Origin of the sequence: Leucobacter rhizosphaerae, from assembly GCF_022919175.1 — a bacterium.
In the GTDB taxonomy this organism is placed as follows: domain Bacteria; phylum Actinomycetota; class Actinomycetes; order Actinomycetales; family Microbacteriaceae; genus Leucobacter; species Leucobacter rhizosphaerae.
Genome location: NZ_CP095043.1, coordinates 581,684 through 597,829 on the forward strand (window position 1 = coordinate 581,684; position 16,146 = coordinate 597,829).

Consider the following 16,146-nt stretch of genomic DNA (forward strand, 5'->3'; position numbering starts at 1 on the left):
AATGGACTTCATGCTACCGATTGCCACCGACAACGGTGCGAGGCTAGCCGCGATTCTGCCAAGCGGGATCGCGGCCGTCGCCCGTGGCCTCGGTCACGACGCCGATGCGGCCCTCGACGAGACGCTCGGGCCTGCGCGACCGGGCCTCGAGACCGCGCCGCTCAGCGCCTCCGCACTGCCCGGGATCCGGTCCCTCGTGCTCGTGGTCGTGGACGGGTTGGGCCACGCGAACCTGAAGGCCCGCGCTGGGCACGCCCCGACCCTGTCGCGGCTGCAGCAGCGCCGGATCGAGACCGTCGCCCCCTCCACGACGGGCGCCGCGCTCACGACCCTCACGACCGGCCGATTGCCGGGGGAGCACGGGCTCATCGGCTACCGGATCCGGCACCCCGAGCTCGGACTCGTGACGACGCTCAAGGACTGGGGCGGGATCACGGATCGGGCGGCGTGGCAGCGGGCGACCCCGCTGTTCGCCGCAGTTCGTGCGCGCGGGGCGCGGCCGGTGGCGATCGGGCGCCCGGCGCACGCCGTGGGCGGGCTCACCGAGGCGATCCTCACCGACGCCGACTACGTCCCCGGGCAGCGGATCGAGGATCGATTCGCCGCGGCGTCCGCGCTCCTCCGCGGGCCTGACCCGATCGTCGCCTACCTCTACGTCGACGAGCTTGACAAGGCCGCCCACGAGCACGGCTGGCAGAGCGACCCCTGGGTGCGTCGCCTCGAGCAGCTGGACGGCGCCGTCGACCTGTTCCTGCGCGGTCTCCCGGGTGATGTGGGAGTCGTCGTCACCGCGGATCACGGCATCGTCGACGTGGGGCCGCACCAGCAGATCATGCTCGACGCCGCACCGGAGCTGCTCCGCGATGTGGCCGCGATCGGCGGCGAGCCGCGGTTCCGCTCGCTCTACCTCGAACCCGGAGCCGACCCGTCGCAGACCGCAGCGGAGTGGCAGCGCGCCGAGGGCACGCGCGCCTGGGTGATGACCCGGGACGAGGCAGTGGGTTCGGGGGTCTTCGGTCCCGTGCAGGCGGACGTCGCGGCGCGACTCGGCGACGTGCTGCTCGTCGCGCGCAAGCAGGTGGCCTACTACTCCAGTGACGACGATCCCGGCGCGCTCGCGATGGTCGGGCAGCACGGCGCCTTCAGCGAGGACGAGCGCGGAGTACCGCTCATGGTGGCGGGGGCGCTCGACGGGTCCGGTTTCATCTCCGCGGTCGCCGAGACAGCCCGCACCCGCGTCCCCTCGGTCGAAGCCTCATCGGCATCGATCGCGTGAAGCGCTAGGCGGGATCCTCGTCGCTGCGGGTGCCGAAGAGGATGTCGTCCCAGCTCGGGATCGACGCCCGCCCCTTACGGCCGCCGCGGTCGCCGTCGGACTTCGGGGCCTCGCGCTCCCGCTCGGCTGCGGGGGCGTCAGTGGTACGAGACGGCGCGGCGGTTCCGGTATCCGGCACCGCACTGACCGCGGGCGAGGCCTCGCGGCGATCCTGACCCCTCGGTGCACCGGTCACACCGGACGCACCCCAGATACTCCGGGCCGGGGGTGTGGTCGCGGGCTCGGCGGGCTCGGGAGCGTCAGCCGCGACGTGGGTCGCGGGCGGCTCCCCTCCGGCGGGGTGCGCGTTGCTCTCAGCGGCACGGGCGCTCTGCTCCCGCTCGCCACGCCGCTTGCGCAACGCGTCGAGCAGGTCGGAGGTCTGACTCAGGTCGACTGGCTCGTGGTCGATGGTCTTGATCGCGCGGTGGTCGATCTCACGGCGCCGCTCGTACTCGGCGTTGACGTCGGCCAGGGAGGGAGCGGGGGAGTCGGCGGCACTCGAAGGCGTGTCGCCCTCTGATTCGGAGTGCTCGCCGTCGGGAGCGCCGAATTCGGCGTCGAGATCTAGCGGTAGCTGGGAGTCGTCGAACGCCCCCGAGTCGAAGCGTCCGCTCTTCTCCGTGCTGTCCACGGCGCGGAGCTTCGGGATCAGCCGATCGCCCACGTCGCCCTGCTTCGAGAGGGTGACGGCGTCGGGGTTCAGTGGGGAGAGTGTGCCCTTGCGGTGCGCGAAGGACCAGACGGCGCGGTGCGTGACGTCGTGGGAGATGAACTCCAGGCTGATCATCCAGCCCGACTCCTCGTCGCGCCACGAGGACCACTCGCTCGCGTCGGCACCGAGTCCGATGAGACGCTCGGAGATCACCTCACCGAAGCGCTGGTCCGCGTCGTCGTTCGCGTCCGTGCGGACGGGCACGGCCTGCGCGAGCTCGAGGATGTAGCGGCGTTCCGCGAGCACCGGCTCCTCGTAGCGCTCGATATCCGCCTCGTCGAGTCCCGTTTCGGCGGCGACCTGCGCGCGGGACTTGCCGCCGCGGATCAGCGCCTGGATCTCACGCGGACGAACACGCGAGGTGTCGCGATCCCGCTTACTCAGGTGACGGAGTTCACTCAGCACTGTGTCGTCCACGACCAGGCGGAACTCCTCGTCCGCCTCGTTCGCGACAATCAGTGCCAGGTCTTCACGTCGCACAAAACGCAGTTCGTCCATTGGCGGCATCCCTTCACAACTCGCGACTCAGGCTGTCACAGATGCGGGGGATCCGCGGTATTGACTCGGGCGCGTGGGAAATCGGGCGGGGGATCTTCGCCCGTAGTGAAATAGTGCGCGAAGAGTTTGCGTCGAGGTGCTGTCGTAGGGCAGACTATGGCCGCTCGCAGGTTGAATGTGCCCATGAGGTCACGGGAATGCAGGAGAGAATGGCCACCGATTACGACGCACCGCGCAAGTCCGAGGAAGAAGCAGAGTCGATCGAGGCTCTGAAGGAGCGTGGACCCGCGAAGGGGTCCTCTGCGATCGACTCCGAGGATGCGGACAACCCCAGCTTCGATCTCGGAGGCTCTGACCTCTCCGATGTCGAGCTCGACGTCGTGGTCCTTCCGCAGCAGGACGACGAGTTCACCTGCGTCAGCTGCTTCCTGGTGCGCCACCGCTCCCAGCTCGATCACCGCTCCGACCTCGGCCCGGTGTGCGCGGAGTGCTCAGCGTAAACGCATCGCGTGTGCGGCACGAGGCGCCGGCCTCACCAGGCCGGGAATGCTCGGCCTAGATCGCATCGCGATCTAGTGCATTCCGGGCTGCCGCCACAGCGGCAGGAGTGCTCAGCGTACACACATCGCGTGTGCGGCACGAGGCGCCGGCCTCGCGCCACACGTGACGGAGATGTCACTGCTGCAGGATCCCGTGCCGGGGACCGCTCCTGAATGAGTGAGATCTCCGTCGCAATCGTCGCGGTCCACTGACCGAGGACCGATTACGCCCGCTGCGCCGCCTCGATCGCGATCGCGAGCTTCTCGGGGTGGCGAGTCGTCAGGATCCACTGCGGCGCCGGATCCGCGGGATCGATGTTCTCGATCTTCACCCCGCGGTGGATCCAGCCGCGCACGAGCAGAAAGCTCCGCGCGTCGAGGCCGGGGCCGATGGCGGCCCGAAGCGACTCGGCACCGAGCAGCTCGACCGCACCCAGCTGCGAGACGGGGATCTGCGCGCGCCCCGCGGTGAGCACGCCGTCTTCGACGCGCAGGCTCGGACTCAGGAGCAGCGACACCAGCGCCAGCAGCACGTACGAAATGATCGCGACGGGCACCGCGATCTCCGCGCTGATCGGGGTCAGCACCAGGGCGATCGCCGGGATCACGAGCAGCAGCGCGATGAAGAGGCTCGGGCCCGGGAGCAGTCGTTCGCGATAGGTGATCGTTCCCACGTCAGTCGTCATGTCTCCATTATCCCCCTTGCAGCAAATGCTCGTGGCCGTGACGGCTCGATCCGATAGCCTGTCCGGGTGAGTCAATCGATCGAGATCCCCATCCGCGCCGAGCTCCCTCCCGCCTACGCGCACCCGGGCGACGCGGGGGCAGATCTGCGTGCGTCCGAGGCGCTCGTCATCCCACCGGGGCACCGCGCACTCGTGGGCACCGGCGTCTCGATCGCACTGCCCGAGGGCACGGCCGCGTTCGTCGTGCCGCGCAGCGGACTCGCAGCCAAGCGCGGGATCACCGTGCTCAACTCGCCCGGCACCGTCGACGCCGGCTACCGCGGTGAGATCAAGGTGACGCTGCTCAACACGGATCTCGAGGAGAGCTTCGAGGTGGCCGTGGGGGATCGCATCGCCCAGCTGATCATCATGCCCGTCTATCGCGCCGAGTTCGTCCCCGTGGACGACCTCTCCGAGAGCGCTCGCGGCGACGCGGGATTCGGGTCCACCGGCGTGCGCGACTGAGTCGCCGCCACCACGATGTCGCCCCGCGGGGCACAACCTAGGAGATTCTGAGCCATGAGCACGGACCACACCAACACCACCGACGAGCCCGAGGACACCACCGCTTCGGCAGAGGAGCTCGCCGTCCGCGACGCCGAGCCGGTCGAGATCGAGATCGACGAGTCGAAGTCGGCGCCCGAGGACCGTGACACCGCCGGACCGTTCGATGCGGCCGAAGTACCCGCGATGCGCCCCTACGTCGACCTCGGCGGCATCAAGGTCGCACCCCGCGAGGGGCTTCAGCTGCGCCTCGAGGTCGAGGAGCGCACGAACCGCGTCGTCGCCGTGTCACTCGACTACCGCGAGTCGCTGCTGCAGGTGCAGGCCTTCGCCGCCCCGAAGACCACGGGTCTCTGGGGCCGCGTCCGGTCCGAACTGACGCAGCAGATGACCTCGCAGGGCGCCCAGATCTCCGAGGAGTCCGGTGTGCTCGGACCGGAGGTCGTCGTGCGCAGCCAGGCGCCCGCTGAACAGGGTGGCGGTGAGCGCATCGTCCGCTTCGTCGCCGTCGACGGCCCACGGTGGATGCTCCGCGGCGTCATCATGGGCAAGGCCGCCACCGACGCGGCCGTGCGCGAGCAGGTCATCGAACTGTTCCGCGAGTTGGTCGTGGTGCGCGGCGACCAGCCGATGCCGCCGAGCGAGCTGATCCCGCTCCGGGTGCCCGCGGGCGTGCAGGCCGCCGGGCAGCAGGGATCCGGGCAGCAAGGGGCCCAGCAGGCGTGAGCGACCGACCCGAGCCCGCCGAGGCGCAGACTCCGGGGTCCGACGACGGCGCGCGTGCGCCTCAGGATCCGGCCGCGTCGGACGCACCAGGTGCCACCGAGCCCGCACTGCCGCTCGGCGGCGGTGTCGGACGTGCGGTGCGCGCCGGGCTCGGCGGCGAGTCCCTCTCGCGGCAGGGGGTGCTGGAGGCCATCGGCGGGTGGCGCGGGATCGCCGAGACCCTCGTGCCAGGACTCCTGTTCCTCGTGATGTTCACCATCACCCGCGACGCCCGCATCTCGGCCATCGCGCCCGCGGCGCTCGCGATCATCGCCGTCGCGGTGCGCCTCATACGGCGAGAACCCGTCGCCTCGGCGTTCTCGGGAGCCGCCGGTGTCGCCATCGCGGTGGCCGCGACGCTCCTCACGGGCCGCGGCGAGGACTACTACCTGCCCGGGTTCTGGACCAACGGGCTGTGGAGCCTCGGTCTCCTCATCTCCCTCGCGGTCGGTTGGCCCCTGCTCGGCTTCGTGCTCGGCGGCCTGCGCGGCGATCTGCGCGCATGGCGGAGGGACCGATCGCTGCGCCGCGTCGCCACCTGGCTCACCCTGCTCTGGCTCGGCATGTTCCTCGCGCGACTGGCCGTGCAGCTGCCGCTCTACTTCGCGGGTCAGGCCGACACTCCCGGGGCCATCGAGGCGCTCGGTGTCGCTCGGCTCGTGATGGGCGTGCCGCTGTTCGCACTCGTCATCGTCTTCACCTGGATGGTCCTCAGTCGCCTCCGGCAATCGTCAGATGATTCATCCGCAGAAATCGTTGACACCACTGGGGACAACGCGCCTCGACCGTGACATTCGAGGCTCCCGTTTCGGTGTAGACTTATCTTGACATCGAGACACTTTTTCTGATCGAGACGATTCGATCGAAAGACTTTGGAGGAGCCTCATGGGAGCCGTCAACAGCTTCAACGCGAAGAGCACCCTCGCCGTTGGTGAGAAGGACTACGAGATCTATCGCATCGATCAGGTCCCGGGCCACGAGCGCCTGCCCTACAGCCTCAAGGTGCTCCTGGAGAACCTGCTGCGCACCGAGGACGGCGCCAACGTCACCCGCGAGCACATCGAGGCCCTGGGGGGCTGGGATCCCGCCGCCGAGCCCGACACGGAGATCCAGTTCACGCCCGCGCGCGTGATCATGCAGGACTTCACCGGCGTGCCGTGTGTCGTCGACCTCGCCACCATGCGCGAGGCCGTCGTCGACCTGGGCGGTTCCCCCGAGCAGATCAACCCGCTGGCTCCCGCCGAGATGGTCATCGACCACTCCGTGATCTCCGACGTCTACGGCTCGGCGGACGCCGCCGCCCGCAACGTCGAGATCGAGTACCAGCGCAACGGCGAGCGCTACCAGTTCCTCCGCTGGGGCCAGGGCGCCTTCGACGAGTTCAAGGTCGTGCCGCCGGGCACCGGCATCGTGCACCAGGTCAACATCGAGTACCTTGCCCGCGTCACCTTCACCCGGAACGTCGACGGCGTGCTGCAGGCCTACCCCGATACCTGCGTCGGCACCGACTCGCACACCACCATGGAGAACGGTCTCGGCGTGCTCGGCTGGGGCGTCGGCGGCATCGAGGCCGAGGCCGCCATGCTCGGCCAGCCCATCTCGATGCTGATCCCGCGCGTCGTCGGTTTCAAGCTCTCGGGTCAGATCCCCGCCGGCGTGACCGCGACCGACGTGGTGCTCACCATCACCCAGATGCTCCGCAAGCACGGCGTCGTCGGCAAGTTCGTCGAGTTCTACGGCGAGGGCGTCGGCTCGGTGCCGCTCGCGAACCGCGCCACCATCGGCAACATGAGCCCGGAGTTCGGCTCGACCGCGGCCATGTTCCCGGTCGACGACATCACCCTCGACTACATGCGCCTCACCGGCCGCTCGGAGGAGCAGCTCGAGCTCGTCAAGGCGTACACGCAGGCCCAGGGCATGTGGCACGATCCGGCGCACGAGCCCGAGTTCAGCGAGTACCTGGAGCTCGACCTCTCGACCGTCGTGTCGTCGATCGCCGGCCCGAAGCGGCCGCAGGATCGGATCGAGCTCACGAGCGCCAAGGACCAGTTCGAGCTCGACCTCAAGAACTACGCCCAGGCCGCGAACCCCGCCCAGGTGAAGGACCAGCAGGGCCGCGAGTTCGAGCTCGACCACGGCGCGGTGACGCTCGCGTCGATCACGTCGTGCACGAACACCTCCAACCCGTCGGTCATGCTCGCCGCCGGTGTGCTGGCGCGCAACGCGGTGGCCAAGGGTCTGAAAGCGAAGCCCTGGGTCAAGACCACGCTGGCTCCGGGATCGAAGGTCGTCACCGACTACTACGAGAAGTCCGGGCTCAGCACCGACCTCGAGAACCTCGGGTTCTACACCGTCGGCTACGGCTGCGTCACTTGCATCGGGAACTCCGGCCCGCTGAACGAGGAGATCTCGCAGGCGGTCAACGACAACGATCTCGCAGTCACCGCGGTGCTCTCGGGCAACCGTAACTTCGAGGGGCGCATCAACCCCGACATCAAGATGAACTACCTCGCGAGCCCGCCGCTCGTGATCGCGTACTCGCTCGCCGGCACGATGGACTTCGACTTCGACACCGAGTCCCTCGGGCAGGATCAGGACGGCAACGAGGTCTACCTCCGCGACATCTGGCCGAACGCGACCGAGGTGCAGCAGATCGCCGACGCCTCGATCGACTCCGACATGTTCACGTCGAAGTACGCCACGGTGTTCGACGGGGACGAGCACTGGACCTCGCTCCCGACCCCCGACGGCAACACCTTCGCCTGGGATGAGAACTCCACCTACGTGCGGAAGGCGCCGTACTTCGACGGCATGCAGCTCGAGCCGTCCCCGGTCACCGACATCACCGGGGCGCGCGTGCTCGCCAAGCTCGGCGATTCGGTCACCACCGACCACATCAGCCCCGCGGGCAGCTTCCGCGCGGAGACCCCGGCGGGTCGCTACCTGGTCGAGAACGGCATCGCGGTCCGCGACTTCAACACCTACGGCTCGCGCCGCGGCAACCACGAGGTCATGATCCGCGGCACCTTCGCGAACATCCGCCTGCGCAACCAGCTGCTCGCCGGCGAGAACGACGGCAAGGGCGTCGAGGGCGGCTTCACCCGCGACTTCACGCTCGAGGGCGGCCCGAAGTCGTACATCTACGATGCCTCGCAGAACTACCAGGAGGCGGGGATTCCGCTCGTGGTGCTCGGCGGCAAGGAGTACGGCTCCGGATCCTCGCGCGACTGGGCGGCGAAGGGCACGAGCCTGCTGGGCGTGAAGGCGGTCATCACCGAGAGCTTCGAGCGGATCCACCGCTCGAACCTCATCGGCATGGGCGTGCTGCCGCTGCAGTTCCCCGAGGGCCAGAGCGCCGACAGCCTGGGGCTCGACGGCACCGAGACCTTCGACATCCAGGGCGTCACGGCGCTCAACGAGGGCGTCACGCCGAAGTCCGTCGCGGTCGTCGCGACGAAGGACGACGGCTCGCAGATCGCGTTCGACGCGGTCGTGCGTATCGACACCCCGGGTGAGGCCGACTACTACCGCAATGGCGGCATCCTGCAGTACGTGCTGCGCTCGCTGGTGTAACGCACCGTTCGCAGCACGAGGGGCCCGGGCATCCGCTCGGGCCCCTCGTGCGTCTGCAGCGCATCTGCACACTGCCTCGATGCAGGTCCGCAGGGGAGGCAGCGCTAGGATTGTGAGATGCTCGCGGCTCGCGAGGCGGACACGACGGAGGGGTGCGAGTGTCGATTCTGGAACGCATTGCAGGTCCTCGTGACCTGGACGCTCTGACGCCGGAGGAGTGCCGCACGCTCGCGGCCGAGATCCGGGAGTTCCTGATCGCGGAGGTCGCCAAGACCGGGGGTCACCTCGGCCCGAACCTGGGAGTCGTCGAGCTCACGATCGCCCTGCACCGCGTGTTCGAATCGCCGCGGGATCCGATCGTCTTCGACACCGGCCACCAGAGCTACGTGCACAAGCTCCTCACGGGCCGCAAGGACTTCTCCGGGCTGCGGCAGCGGGGCGGGCTCGCCGGCTACCCGCAGCGCGCCGAGTCGGAGCACGACATCGTCGAGAGCTCGCACGCCTCGAGCTCGCTGAGCTGGGCCGACGGGATCTCCCGGGCCTTCGCGCGCACGGAGCAGCAGGATCGCCACGTCGTCGCACTCGTCGGCGACGGCGCGCTCACCGGGGGCATGACCTGGGAAGCGCTCAACAACATCACCGACGACAACGATCGAAACCTCGTGATCGTCGTCAACGACAACGGCCGGTCCTACGCACCGACCATCGGCGGCATGGCCCGCTTTCTGAACTCCGTGCGCGTCACGGGCAGCTACCGCGATCTCCAGGAGGGCAGCGAGCGCCTGTTCAGCCGCCTCGGCACGCCGGGCCGCACCGTCTACCGCGCCACCCGCGGCGCCATGCGCGGGCTCGTGAGCCGGGCCTCCGGCAACCAGGACCTCTACGCGAACCTGGACATCAAGTACGTCGGCCCGGTCGACGGGCACGACCTCGAGGCACTCGAGCTCGCCCTGCACCAGGCCAAGGACTATGGGCGCCCCGCCCTCGTCCACGTCATCACCGAGAAGGGCCGCGGCTACGCGCCCGCGGAGAACGACGAGGCCGACCAGTTCCACGCGATCGGCCAGATCGACCCGGGCAGCGGCGAGCCGATCGACGTGGCCTCGGCCGGGCGTTCCTGGACCGCCGTCTTCCGCGAGCGGCTCGTGGAACTGGCCGCCGAGAACGACCGCCTCGTCGCCATCACCGCCGCGATGCTCGCCCCGACCGGGCTCGACGCGATGGCCGAGCGATACCCCGAACGCGTGTACGACGTCGGCATCGCCGAGCAGCACGCCGTCACGAGCGCCGCCGGTCTCGCCTACGGCGGTCTCCACCCCGTCGTGGCCGTGTACGCCACCTTCATGAACCGCGCGTTCGACCAGCTGCTCATGGACGTCGCCCTGCACCGCGCGGGCGTGACCTTCGTGCTGGATCGCGCCGGGCTCACCGGCCCCGACGGCGCAAGCCACAACGGCGTCTGGGACCTCGCGACACTGCAGGTCGTCCCGGGCATCCGGATCGCCTCGCCGCGTGACGAGGCCAGTCTCCGCGAGCTGCTCACCGAGGCCACCGGCATCGAGGACGGCCCGACGGTCATCCGCTACCCGAAGGGCTCCGTCGGCTCGGAGCTCCCGGCGATCCGTCGCACCGACGACGGCGTCGACGTCTTGCACGAGGACGCAGCGCCCGGGGGAGTCCGTGACGTGCTCTTCGTCGCGGTCGGCCCGATGTCACGCGTCGCGCTCGATGCGGCCCGACTCCTCACCGCCCAGGGCATCTCGGCCACCGTCGTCGACCCGCGGTGGGTGGTGCCCGTGGCGGAATCCGTGGTCGAACTCGCACGGTCGCACCGCCTGCTGATCAGCATCGAGGACGGGATCCGGGTCGGCGGGGTCGGCACCCGGATCCGCCAGTCGCTGCGCGACGCGGGCGTGGACACGGCCGTGAGCGAACTCGGCACGCCGGATGCGTTCCCGGATCACGCCACGCGCGCGCAGCTGCTCGCGGACGCGGGACTCACCGCGGAGCAGATCGCAGCGGACGCGGTCGAGCACGTGCGGGGCACCCGCATTCCGATCGCCCGGCCGACACCCGCGGACCTCTGACCGGCATCAGCGACGGAGCCCCTGAGTTCCGGATCTGTTGAGGATCCGGCGCCCAGGGGCTCCGTCAGCTGCGGTGCGCGGTTACTGCGTGCGATCGCCCGCGATGATGGGATCGTGGAACGTGCCGCCGAAGGTGCGCTCGCTCGCTCCGATCCGGTCGAGGTAGGGAGTCGCGCCGCCCGCCTGGAACGGCCAGCCGGCCCCCAGGATCAGGCAGAGGTCGATGTCCTCGGCTGCCGCGACGACGCCCTCGTCGAGCATGATCTTGATCTCTCCGGCGAGCTCGTCTTCGACGCGGCGGAGGATCGTCTCCTCCGAGACCGCCGTCTTCCCGATCGTGACGGCCTTCTTGCCGGCCTTCGAGAGATCCTCGACCTTGCCGAGCTTCGACTTCGAGAGCGGGCCCTCCACCTCGGCCAGGCGGTGCAGGTTCTCAGAGGCGTAGAAGCGCTCCGGGAACGCGGCGACCATGGTGTCCTGCACGTGTGCCGCGACCTTCCACCCGACCAGGTCGATGAGCTCGAACGGTCCCATCGGCAAGCCGATCGGGGCGAGCGCGCGCTCGACGACGGGCATCGGGGTACCCTCGTCCAGGGCGCGGGCCGCCTCGCCCATGACCTTCGCGAGCAGTCGATTCACCACGAACCCGGGGCGATCCGCCGTGATCACGGCGCTCTTGCCGAGCTTCTTCGCGACCGCCATCGCCGTGGCGAGGGTCTCGTCGCTCGTCGACGGCACCCGCACGACCTCGATGAGCGGCATGACCGCGACCGGGTTGAAGAAGTGGAAGCCGACGAGCCGCTCGGGGTGGGCCAGGTTGGCCCCGATCTCCTCGACGGAGAGCGAGGAGGTGTTCGTCGCGAGCACGGCGGTCTCGGAGATGATCGGCTCGATCTCCGCGAACACCTGCTGCTTCACGCCGAGCTCCTCGAACACGGCCTCGATCACCCAGTCGCAGTCGGCGTAGAGTGACTTGTCGGTCGTGCCGCTGACGAGCGCCTTGATCTGGTTCGCATCGTCGGGGGAGAGGCGCCCCTTCTCCTGCATGGTGTCGATCTCACCGCGGATGTAGTCCAGGCCCTTGTCGACCCGCGACTGATCGAGATCGGTGATGAGGACCGGCACGCGCAGCTTCCGAGCGAAGAGCAGCGCGAACTGGCTCGCCATGAGACCGGCCCCGATGACGCCGACCTTCTTGACGGGCTGCGCCAGCTCGCGATCCGGTGCCCCGGCGGGGCGCTTCGCACGCTTCTGCACGAGGTCGAACGCGTAGATGGAGGCCGCGAACTGGTCACCCGAGATGAGCTCAGTGAGCGCGTCGTCCTCGCGCTCGAACCCGCGCACGCGGTCGTTGTCCTTGGCCGCGCTCAGCAGGTCGAGTGCGACGTACGGGGACTTCGCCGCCGTGCCGATCCGCGCCTTGAGCGTGTCGCGGGCGATCTTGATCGCCGCCGGCCACTTCGTCAGCCGCTCCAGCTTGCCGGGTTCGTGGGGGCGCGAGACCGTGACCGAGCCGCTGAGCACACCGTCGGCCCAGGCCACGGAGCGCTCGAGGAAACTCGCCGCACCGAACATCGCATCGAACAGGCCCATGCGGTACGCCTGTTCGGGCTTCAGCATCCGGTTGTTCTTCAGCGGGTTCGAGACGATGATCTCGAGGGCGTTCTCGATGCCGATGAGGTTCGGCACGATCGTCGCCCCACCCCAGCCCGGGATGATGCCGAGGAACACCTCGGGGAACGCGAGCGCGGCCGCCGACGAATCGAGGGTGCGGTAGTCGCAGTTGAGCGCGATCTCCATCGCACCGCCGAGGGCGAGACCGTTCACGAACGCGAAGGAGGGGACCCCGAGGGTGCCGAACTTGCCGAGCACGCGATGGCCGTACTGCGCCATGAGTCGGGCGTTCTCGCGGGTCGCGAGCGTGGAGACCTTCGACAGGTCGGCCCCCGCCGCGAAGATGAACGGCTTGCCCGTGATGCCGACGGCCCGGATCTCACCCGCGGCCGCCCGCGCGGCCTGCGCGTCGAGCACGGTCTCGAGGGCCTGCAGTGTGCGCGGGCCGAGCGTATTCGGACGGGTGTGGTCCCGCCCGTTGTCAAGGGTGATGAGAGCGAGCGTGCCGCCCGACGGCAGTGCGACGTCGCGCACGAACGACTCGGTGATGACCTCGTCGTCGGCTGCGGCGAGCAGCGGGGCGAAATCGATGGTGGTGTAATCAGTCATCGCCGGTTACTTTCCCTTCTTGCCGTCGAAGTGGGGGTTCTCCCAGATCATGGTGCCGCCCTGCCCGAGGCCGACGCACATCGCAGTCACGCCGTAGCGGACGTCGGGGCGCTGCTCGAACTGGCGCGCGAGCTGGATCATGAGTCGCACGCCCGAGGCGGCGAGCGGGTGGCCGAACGCGATCGCGCCGCCCCAGGGGTTGATGCGAGGATCCTCGTCCGAGATCCCGAAGTGATCCGTGAACGAGAGCACCTGCACCGCGAACGCCTCGTTCAGCTCGAAGAGCCCGATGTCGTTGATCGAGAGGCCCGCGCGACGCAGCGCCTTTTCGGTGGAGGGGACGGGACCGAGGCCCATGACCTCCGGCTCGACGCCGGCGTAGGCGAAGCCCACCATGCGCATCTTCGCCCCGAGACCCAGCTCGCGCGCCGTGTCGGCTCCCGCGAGGAGGGAGACGGTCGCCCCGTCGGTGAGGGGCGAGGCGTTCCCGGCGGTGACCCGCCCGTGCGGCCGGAACGGCGTCTTGAGCGTCGAGAGACCCTCCATCGTCGTCTGCGGGCGTCGCCCCTCGTCCTCGGTGGCGAGTCCCCAGCCCGCGGCGGACCGGAGCGCCACCGGCACGAGATCCGCCTGGATGTCGCCGCGATCATAGGCGGCCTGCACCTTGTGCTGGCTCAGCATGCCGAACCGGTCGGCGCGCTCCTTCGTGAGCTCGGGGAACCGGTCGTGCAGCCGCTCGGCCGTGATGCCCATGTTCAGAGCGTCGGGGCTCACGAGCTTCTCCGCCACGAAGCGCGGGTTCGGATCGGCGTCCAGACCGATCGGGTGCCGCCCCATGTGCTCGACACCACCGGCGATCGCGAGATCGTACTGCCCCGCGCCGATGGCGGCGCCCATGAAGGAAGCGACCGTCAGCGCGCCCGCGCACATCCGGTCGAGCGCGAAGCCCGGCACCGAGACCGGGACACCGGCGAGCATGGCGACCGTGCGACCGAGTGTCAGCCCCTGGTCACCCTGCTGGGTGGTGGCCGCGATACCGACGTCGTCGATGCGGTCGAGCGGCAGGGCCGCGTTGCGTTCGATCAGGCCCTCGAGCGCCTTGACCGCTAGATCATCGGCGCGGGTGCCCGCGTACATTCCCTTGTCACCGGCGCGCCCGAATGGGGTGCGGACCCCGTCCACGAACACGACTTCTCTCATTGCGGCCACTTCGCCTCCATCAGGGTTGACTACTGCTGCTCACTCCATCCTAGAGACGGAGTCTCATTGCGGGGAGATGACGTGCGGATTCACCGGCGACCGGGAAGTCACCCGAGGCGTGATTAGACGTTCTCTACAAAAACTGGGGCAAGAATTGGTGCAGTTAGTCCAGCCTGCCAGTCCCGAGCACCGAAGGCCGTGAGACTCCGTGCAATGCCCTCGGGCGAGACGTCCGCCGGCGGACGCCACACGAGTCGACGGACGTGATCCGGGGTGATGAGGTTCTCGGCGGGCATGTGCTGCCGCTCGGCCTCCGCCTCGATCGCCGCGCGCGCCGCCACCAGGCGTGCGGCGGCCTCGGGGTGGCGCTGCGCCCAGCCGCGGTGGTGCGGGATCGCTTCCGGGTCGCGCGGTTTCGGCCCGGGCAGATCCTCGGTCACCTTGCCCCTCCGGATCGCCTCCCACCAACGGTCGATCTCGGTGCGGCTCGCGCGACCGCGGAACGTCTGCAGCCGCGCGAGGTCGTTCTTCGACCGGGGATTCGCCGCGGCGGCGGCGATCACGGACTTGTCGGGGATCAGTCGGCCCGGAGCGACATCGCGCTCCCGCGCGAGTTCGTCGCGCGCGAGCCAGAGCTCTCGGGCGAGCGCCAGCGAGCGCGCAGAGCGGAGCGATGGCCCGTTGGCGAGCTTCCGCCACGGCTCCGCAGCCTTCGCCTTCTCGGGTTTGGTCCGCACCGCCTCGAACTCCTCGGCCGCGTAGCCGAGCTTGCCCTGCTCCTCCAGATCCGCGTGGATCGCATCGCGGAGATCCGGGAGCAGCGCGACGTCGAGCGCGGCGTATTCGAGCCACGACTCGGGCAGCGGCCGCTGCGACCAGTCCGAGGCCGAGTGCGCCTTGTCGAGGCTGATGCCGAGCAGCTGCTCGACGACGGAGCCGAGGCCCACCCGCTCGTACCCCAGCAGTCGCGCGGCGAGTTCGGTGTCGAAGAGCTTCGGGGGATGCAGCTGCAGTTCGTCCAGGCACGGGATGTCCTGGCTGGCGGCGTGGAAGATCCACTCGACACCGTCGAGCGCCACGGCAAGCGGCCGGAAGTCCGAGATCTCGATGGGGTCGAAGAGGAACGTGCCGGCGCCTCGGCGGTAGACCTGCACAAGGTACGCCTCGGATCCGTACCGGAACCCGGAGGCGCGCTCGGCATCGACGCCCGCCGGTCCGTGCCCGGCCGCGATCGCTTCAGCGGCCTGGCGCACCCCGGCGTCGTCGGTGATCATCGACCAGTGGGTTTCGAGCTCCGATTGTTCAACCACGGTGACTATTCTCCTGCAAGTGACTGGCGAGTGCGCTGCGCGGCGATCGAGTCGACGCCCTCCTGATGGGGGAGCCCGGCGAGCAGGCAGAGCAACTCGGACCACGCCTCGGCGTGTGCTGCGACGTCGGTTCCGAGCGGCGTCCAAGAGGCCCGGAGCTCGATCTGGGCGGCGTCGCCCTGGGACTCAAGGGATCCGAATCCGCTCGAGAGTGTTTTGGTCGCGGTGCCGGAGAGGAACGTGTACTCCGCGCCGCGTGAGTCGAGGGCGTCGACCAGCCAGGACCATGCGACATCCGAGATGAACGGATCGACTCCGATCTCGACCTCCAACGGCGCCTGCGCGAAGCAGACGATGCGGAACGGCCCGCCCCACTCGTCCGTCGACTCCGGGTTGTACATCAGGATGATGCGGCCGGCGCCGTAGATCGAGTCGACGCTTTCGCCCTCAGGCACGTCCTCGCCGCCGCGGGAGACTCCGGCCGCCAGAGCGATCGAGTACGGTGCAATGCGCTCGGGTGCGGGGATCTCGCGAGTCCGCAGTTCGCTGCGCAACGTCGCGCCCCGAATCTGATCCGCAGCGACGGCAAATGCCCGAGGCTGCCCCGCGATCGTTGCCATCACATCGGAAACACTAGAGTTTGCGGTGAGGGTGTTGCGGTTGCCACGCCGGTGACCGCCGATGTCGAGGTG

The 16,146-nt window shown here is 69.3% G+C and carries 13 protein-coding genes; 7 read left to right on the top strand and 6 right to left on the bottom strand.

The annotated features are described in order from the left end of the window. Positions 1-10 precede the first annotated feature (10 nt). Positions 11-1,276: an alkaline phosphatase family protein gene (locus MUN76_RS02635; RefSeq protein WP_244686896.1), complete on the top strand. Its 1,266-nt coding sequence runs from the start codon at positions 11-13 to the stop codon at positions 1,274-1,276. 4 nt (positions 1,277-1,280) lie between these two features. On the opposite strand, the gene sepH is transcribed toward MUN76_RS02635, so the two are convergent. After that, positions 1,281-2,528 (bottom strand): septation protein SepH, encoded by a 1,248-nt coding sequence (gene sepH, locus MUN76_RS02640; protein ID WP_244686897.1) that lies wholly within the window; start codon positions 2,526-2,528, stop codon positions 1,281-1,283. A 209-nt stretch (positions 2,529-2,737) separates the two neighbouring features. Here sepH and MUN76_RS02645 point away from each other — a divergent pair, with 209 nt between their 5' ends. Further along, positions 2,738-3,028, top strand: coding sequence for a DUF4193 domain-containing protein (locus MUN76_RS02645; RefSeq protein ID WP_244686899.1), 291 nt, complete (start codon positions 2,738-2,740; stop codon positions 3,026-3,028). A 263-nt stretch (positions 3,029-3,291) separates the two neighbouring features. Here MUN76_RS02645 and MUN76_RS02650 read toward each other — a convergent pair whose 3' ends face one another. Beyond that, positions 3,292-3,753, bottom strand: a complete 462-nt coding sequence (locus tag MUN76_RS02650) for a DUF3093 domain-containing protein (protein WP_244686901.1) — start codon at positions 3,751-3,753, stop codon at positions 3,292-3,294. Positions 3,754-3,819: 66 nt separating this feature from the next. On the opposite strand from MUN76_RS02650, the gene dut reads away from it, so the two are divergent. From dut to dxs, 5 genes are all read left to right on the top strand, one after another. After that, positions 3,820-4,257: a dUTP diphosphatase gene (gene dut, locus MUN76_RS02655; protein ID WP_244686903.1), complete on the top strand. Its 438-nt coding sequence runs from the start codon at positions 3,820-3,822 to the stop codon at positions 4,255-4,257. 54 nt (positions 4,258-4,311) lie between these two features. Next, on the top strand, positions 4,312-5,022 hold the full coding sequence (locus MUN76_RS02660; protein WP_244686905.1) for a DUF3710 domain-containing protein: 711 nt from the start codon (positions 4,312-4,314) through the stop codon (positions 5,020-5,022). Then, positions 5,019-5,852, top strand: a complete 834-nt coding sequence (locus MUN76_RS02665) for a DUF3159 domain-containing protein (RefSeq protein ID WP_244686907.1) — start codon at positions 5,019-5,021, stop codon at positions 5,850-5,852. The genes MUN76_RS02660 and MUN76_RS02665 overlap by 4 nt, the downstream gene beginning before the upstream one ends. A gap of 94 nt (positions 5,853-5,946) precedes the next feature. Next, a complete protein-coding gene (gene acnA / locus MUN76_RS02670; protein WP_244686909.1) occupies positions 5,947-8,634 on the top strand; it encodes an aconitate hydratase AcnA in 2,688 nt (895 codons plus the stop codon). A 158-nt stretch (positions 8,635-8,792) separates the two neighbouring features. After that, positions 8,793-10,721: a 1-deoxy-D-xylulose-5-phosphate synthase gene (dxs, locus tag MUN76_RS02675; protein ID WP_244686910.1), complete on the top strand. Its 1,929-nt coding sequence runs from the start codon at positions 8,793-8,795 to the stop codon at positions 10,719-10,721. Positions 10,722-10,802: 81 nt separating this feature from the next. Here dxs and MUN76_RS02680 read toward each other — a convergent pair whose 3' ends face one another. From MUN76_RS02680 to MUN76_RS02695, 4 genes are all read right to left on the bottom strand, one after another. Further along, positions 10,803-12,944, bottom strand: coding sequence for a 3-hydroxyacyl-CoA dehydrogenase NAD-binding domain-containing protein (locus MUN76_RS02680; RefSeq protein ID WP_244686912.1), 2,142 nt, complete (start codon positions 12,942-12,944; stop codon positions 10,803-10,805). A gap of 6 nt (positions 12,945-12,950) precedes the next feature. Continuing rightward, positions 12,951-14,144, bottom strand: a complete 1,194-nt coding sequence (locus MUN76_RS02685) for a thiolase family protein (protein ID WP_429953061.1) — start codon at positions 14,142-14,144, stop codon at positions 12,951-12,953. Between the two features lie 122 nt (positions 14,145-14,266). Continuing rightward, positions 14,267-15,418, bottom strand: coding sequence for an HRDC domain-containing protein (locus MUN76_RS02690; protein WP_244688633.1), 1,152 nt, complete (start codon positions 15,416-15,418; stop codon positions 14,267-14,269). Positions 15,419-15,459: 41 nt separating this feature from the next. Next, a complete protein-coding gene (locus MUN76_RS02695; RefSeq protein WP_244686916.1) occupies positions 15,460-16,074 on the bottom strand; it encodes a DUF3000 domain-containing protein in 615 nt (204 codons plus the stop codon). Between the last annotated feature and the right edge of the window lie 72 nt (positions 16,075-16,146).

Bases quoted from the DNA above. Each gene is read 5' to 3' on its own strand.
- MUN76_RS02635 (WP_244686896.1), top strand. From the start codon at position 11: ATGCTACCGATTGCCACCGACAACGGTGCGAGGCTAGCCGCGATTCTG.
- sepH (WP_244686897.1), bottom strand. From the start codon at position 2,528: ATGGACGAACTGCGTTTTGTGCGACGTGAAGACCTGGCACTGATTGTC.
- MUN76_RS02645 (WP_244686899.1), top strand. From the start codon at position 2,738: ATGGCCACCGATTACGACGCACCGCGCAAGTCCGAGGAAGAAGCAGAG.
- MUN76_RS02650 (WP_244686901.1), bottom strand. From the start codon at position 3,753: ATGACGACTGACGTGGGAACGATCACCTATCGCGAACGACTGCTCCCG.
- MUN76_RS02660 (WP_244686905.1), top strand. From the start codon at position 4,312: ATGAGCACGGACCACACCAACACCACCGACGAGCCCGAGGACACCACC.
- acnA (WP_244686909.1), top strand. From the start codon at position 5,947: ATGGGAGCCGTCAACAGCTTCAACGCGAAGAGCACCCTCGCCGTTGGT.
- MUN76_RS02680 (WP_244686912.1), bottom strand. From the start codon at position 12,944: ATGACTGATTACACCACCATCGATTTCGCCCCGCTGCTCGCCGCAGCC.
- MUN76_RS02685 (WP_429953061.1), bottom strand. From the start codon at position 14,144: ATGAGAGAAGTCGTGTTCGTGGACGGGGTCCGCACCCCATTCGGGCGC.
- MUN76_RS02690 (WP_244688633.1), bottom strand. From the start codon at position 15,418: ATGATCACCGACGACGCCGGGGTGCGCCAGGCCGCTGAAGCGATCGCG.
- MUN76_RS02695 (WP_244686916.1), bottom strand. From the start codon at position 16,074: ATGGCAACGATCGCGGGGCAGCCTCGGGCATTTGCCGTCGCTGCGGAT.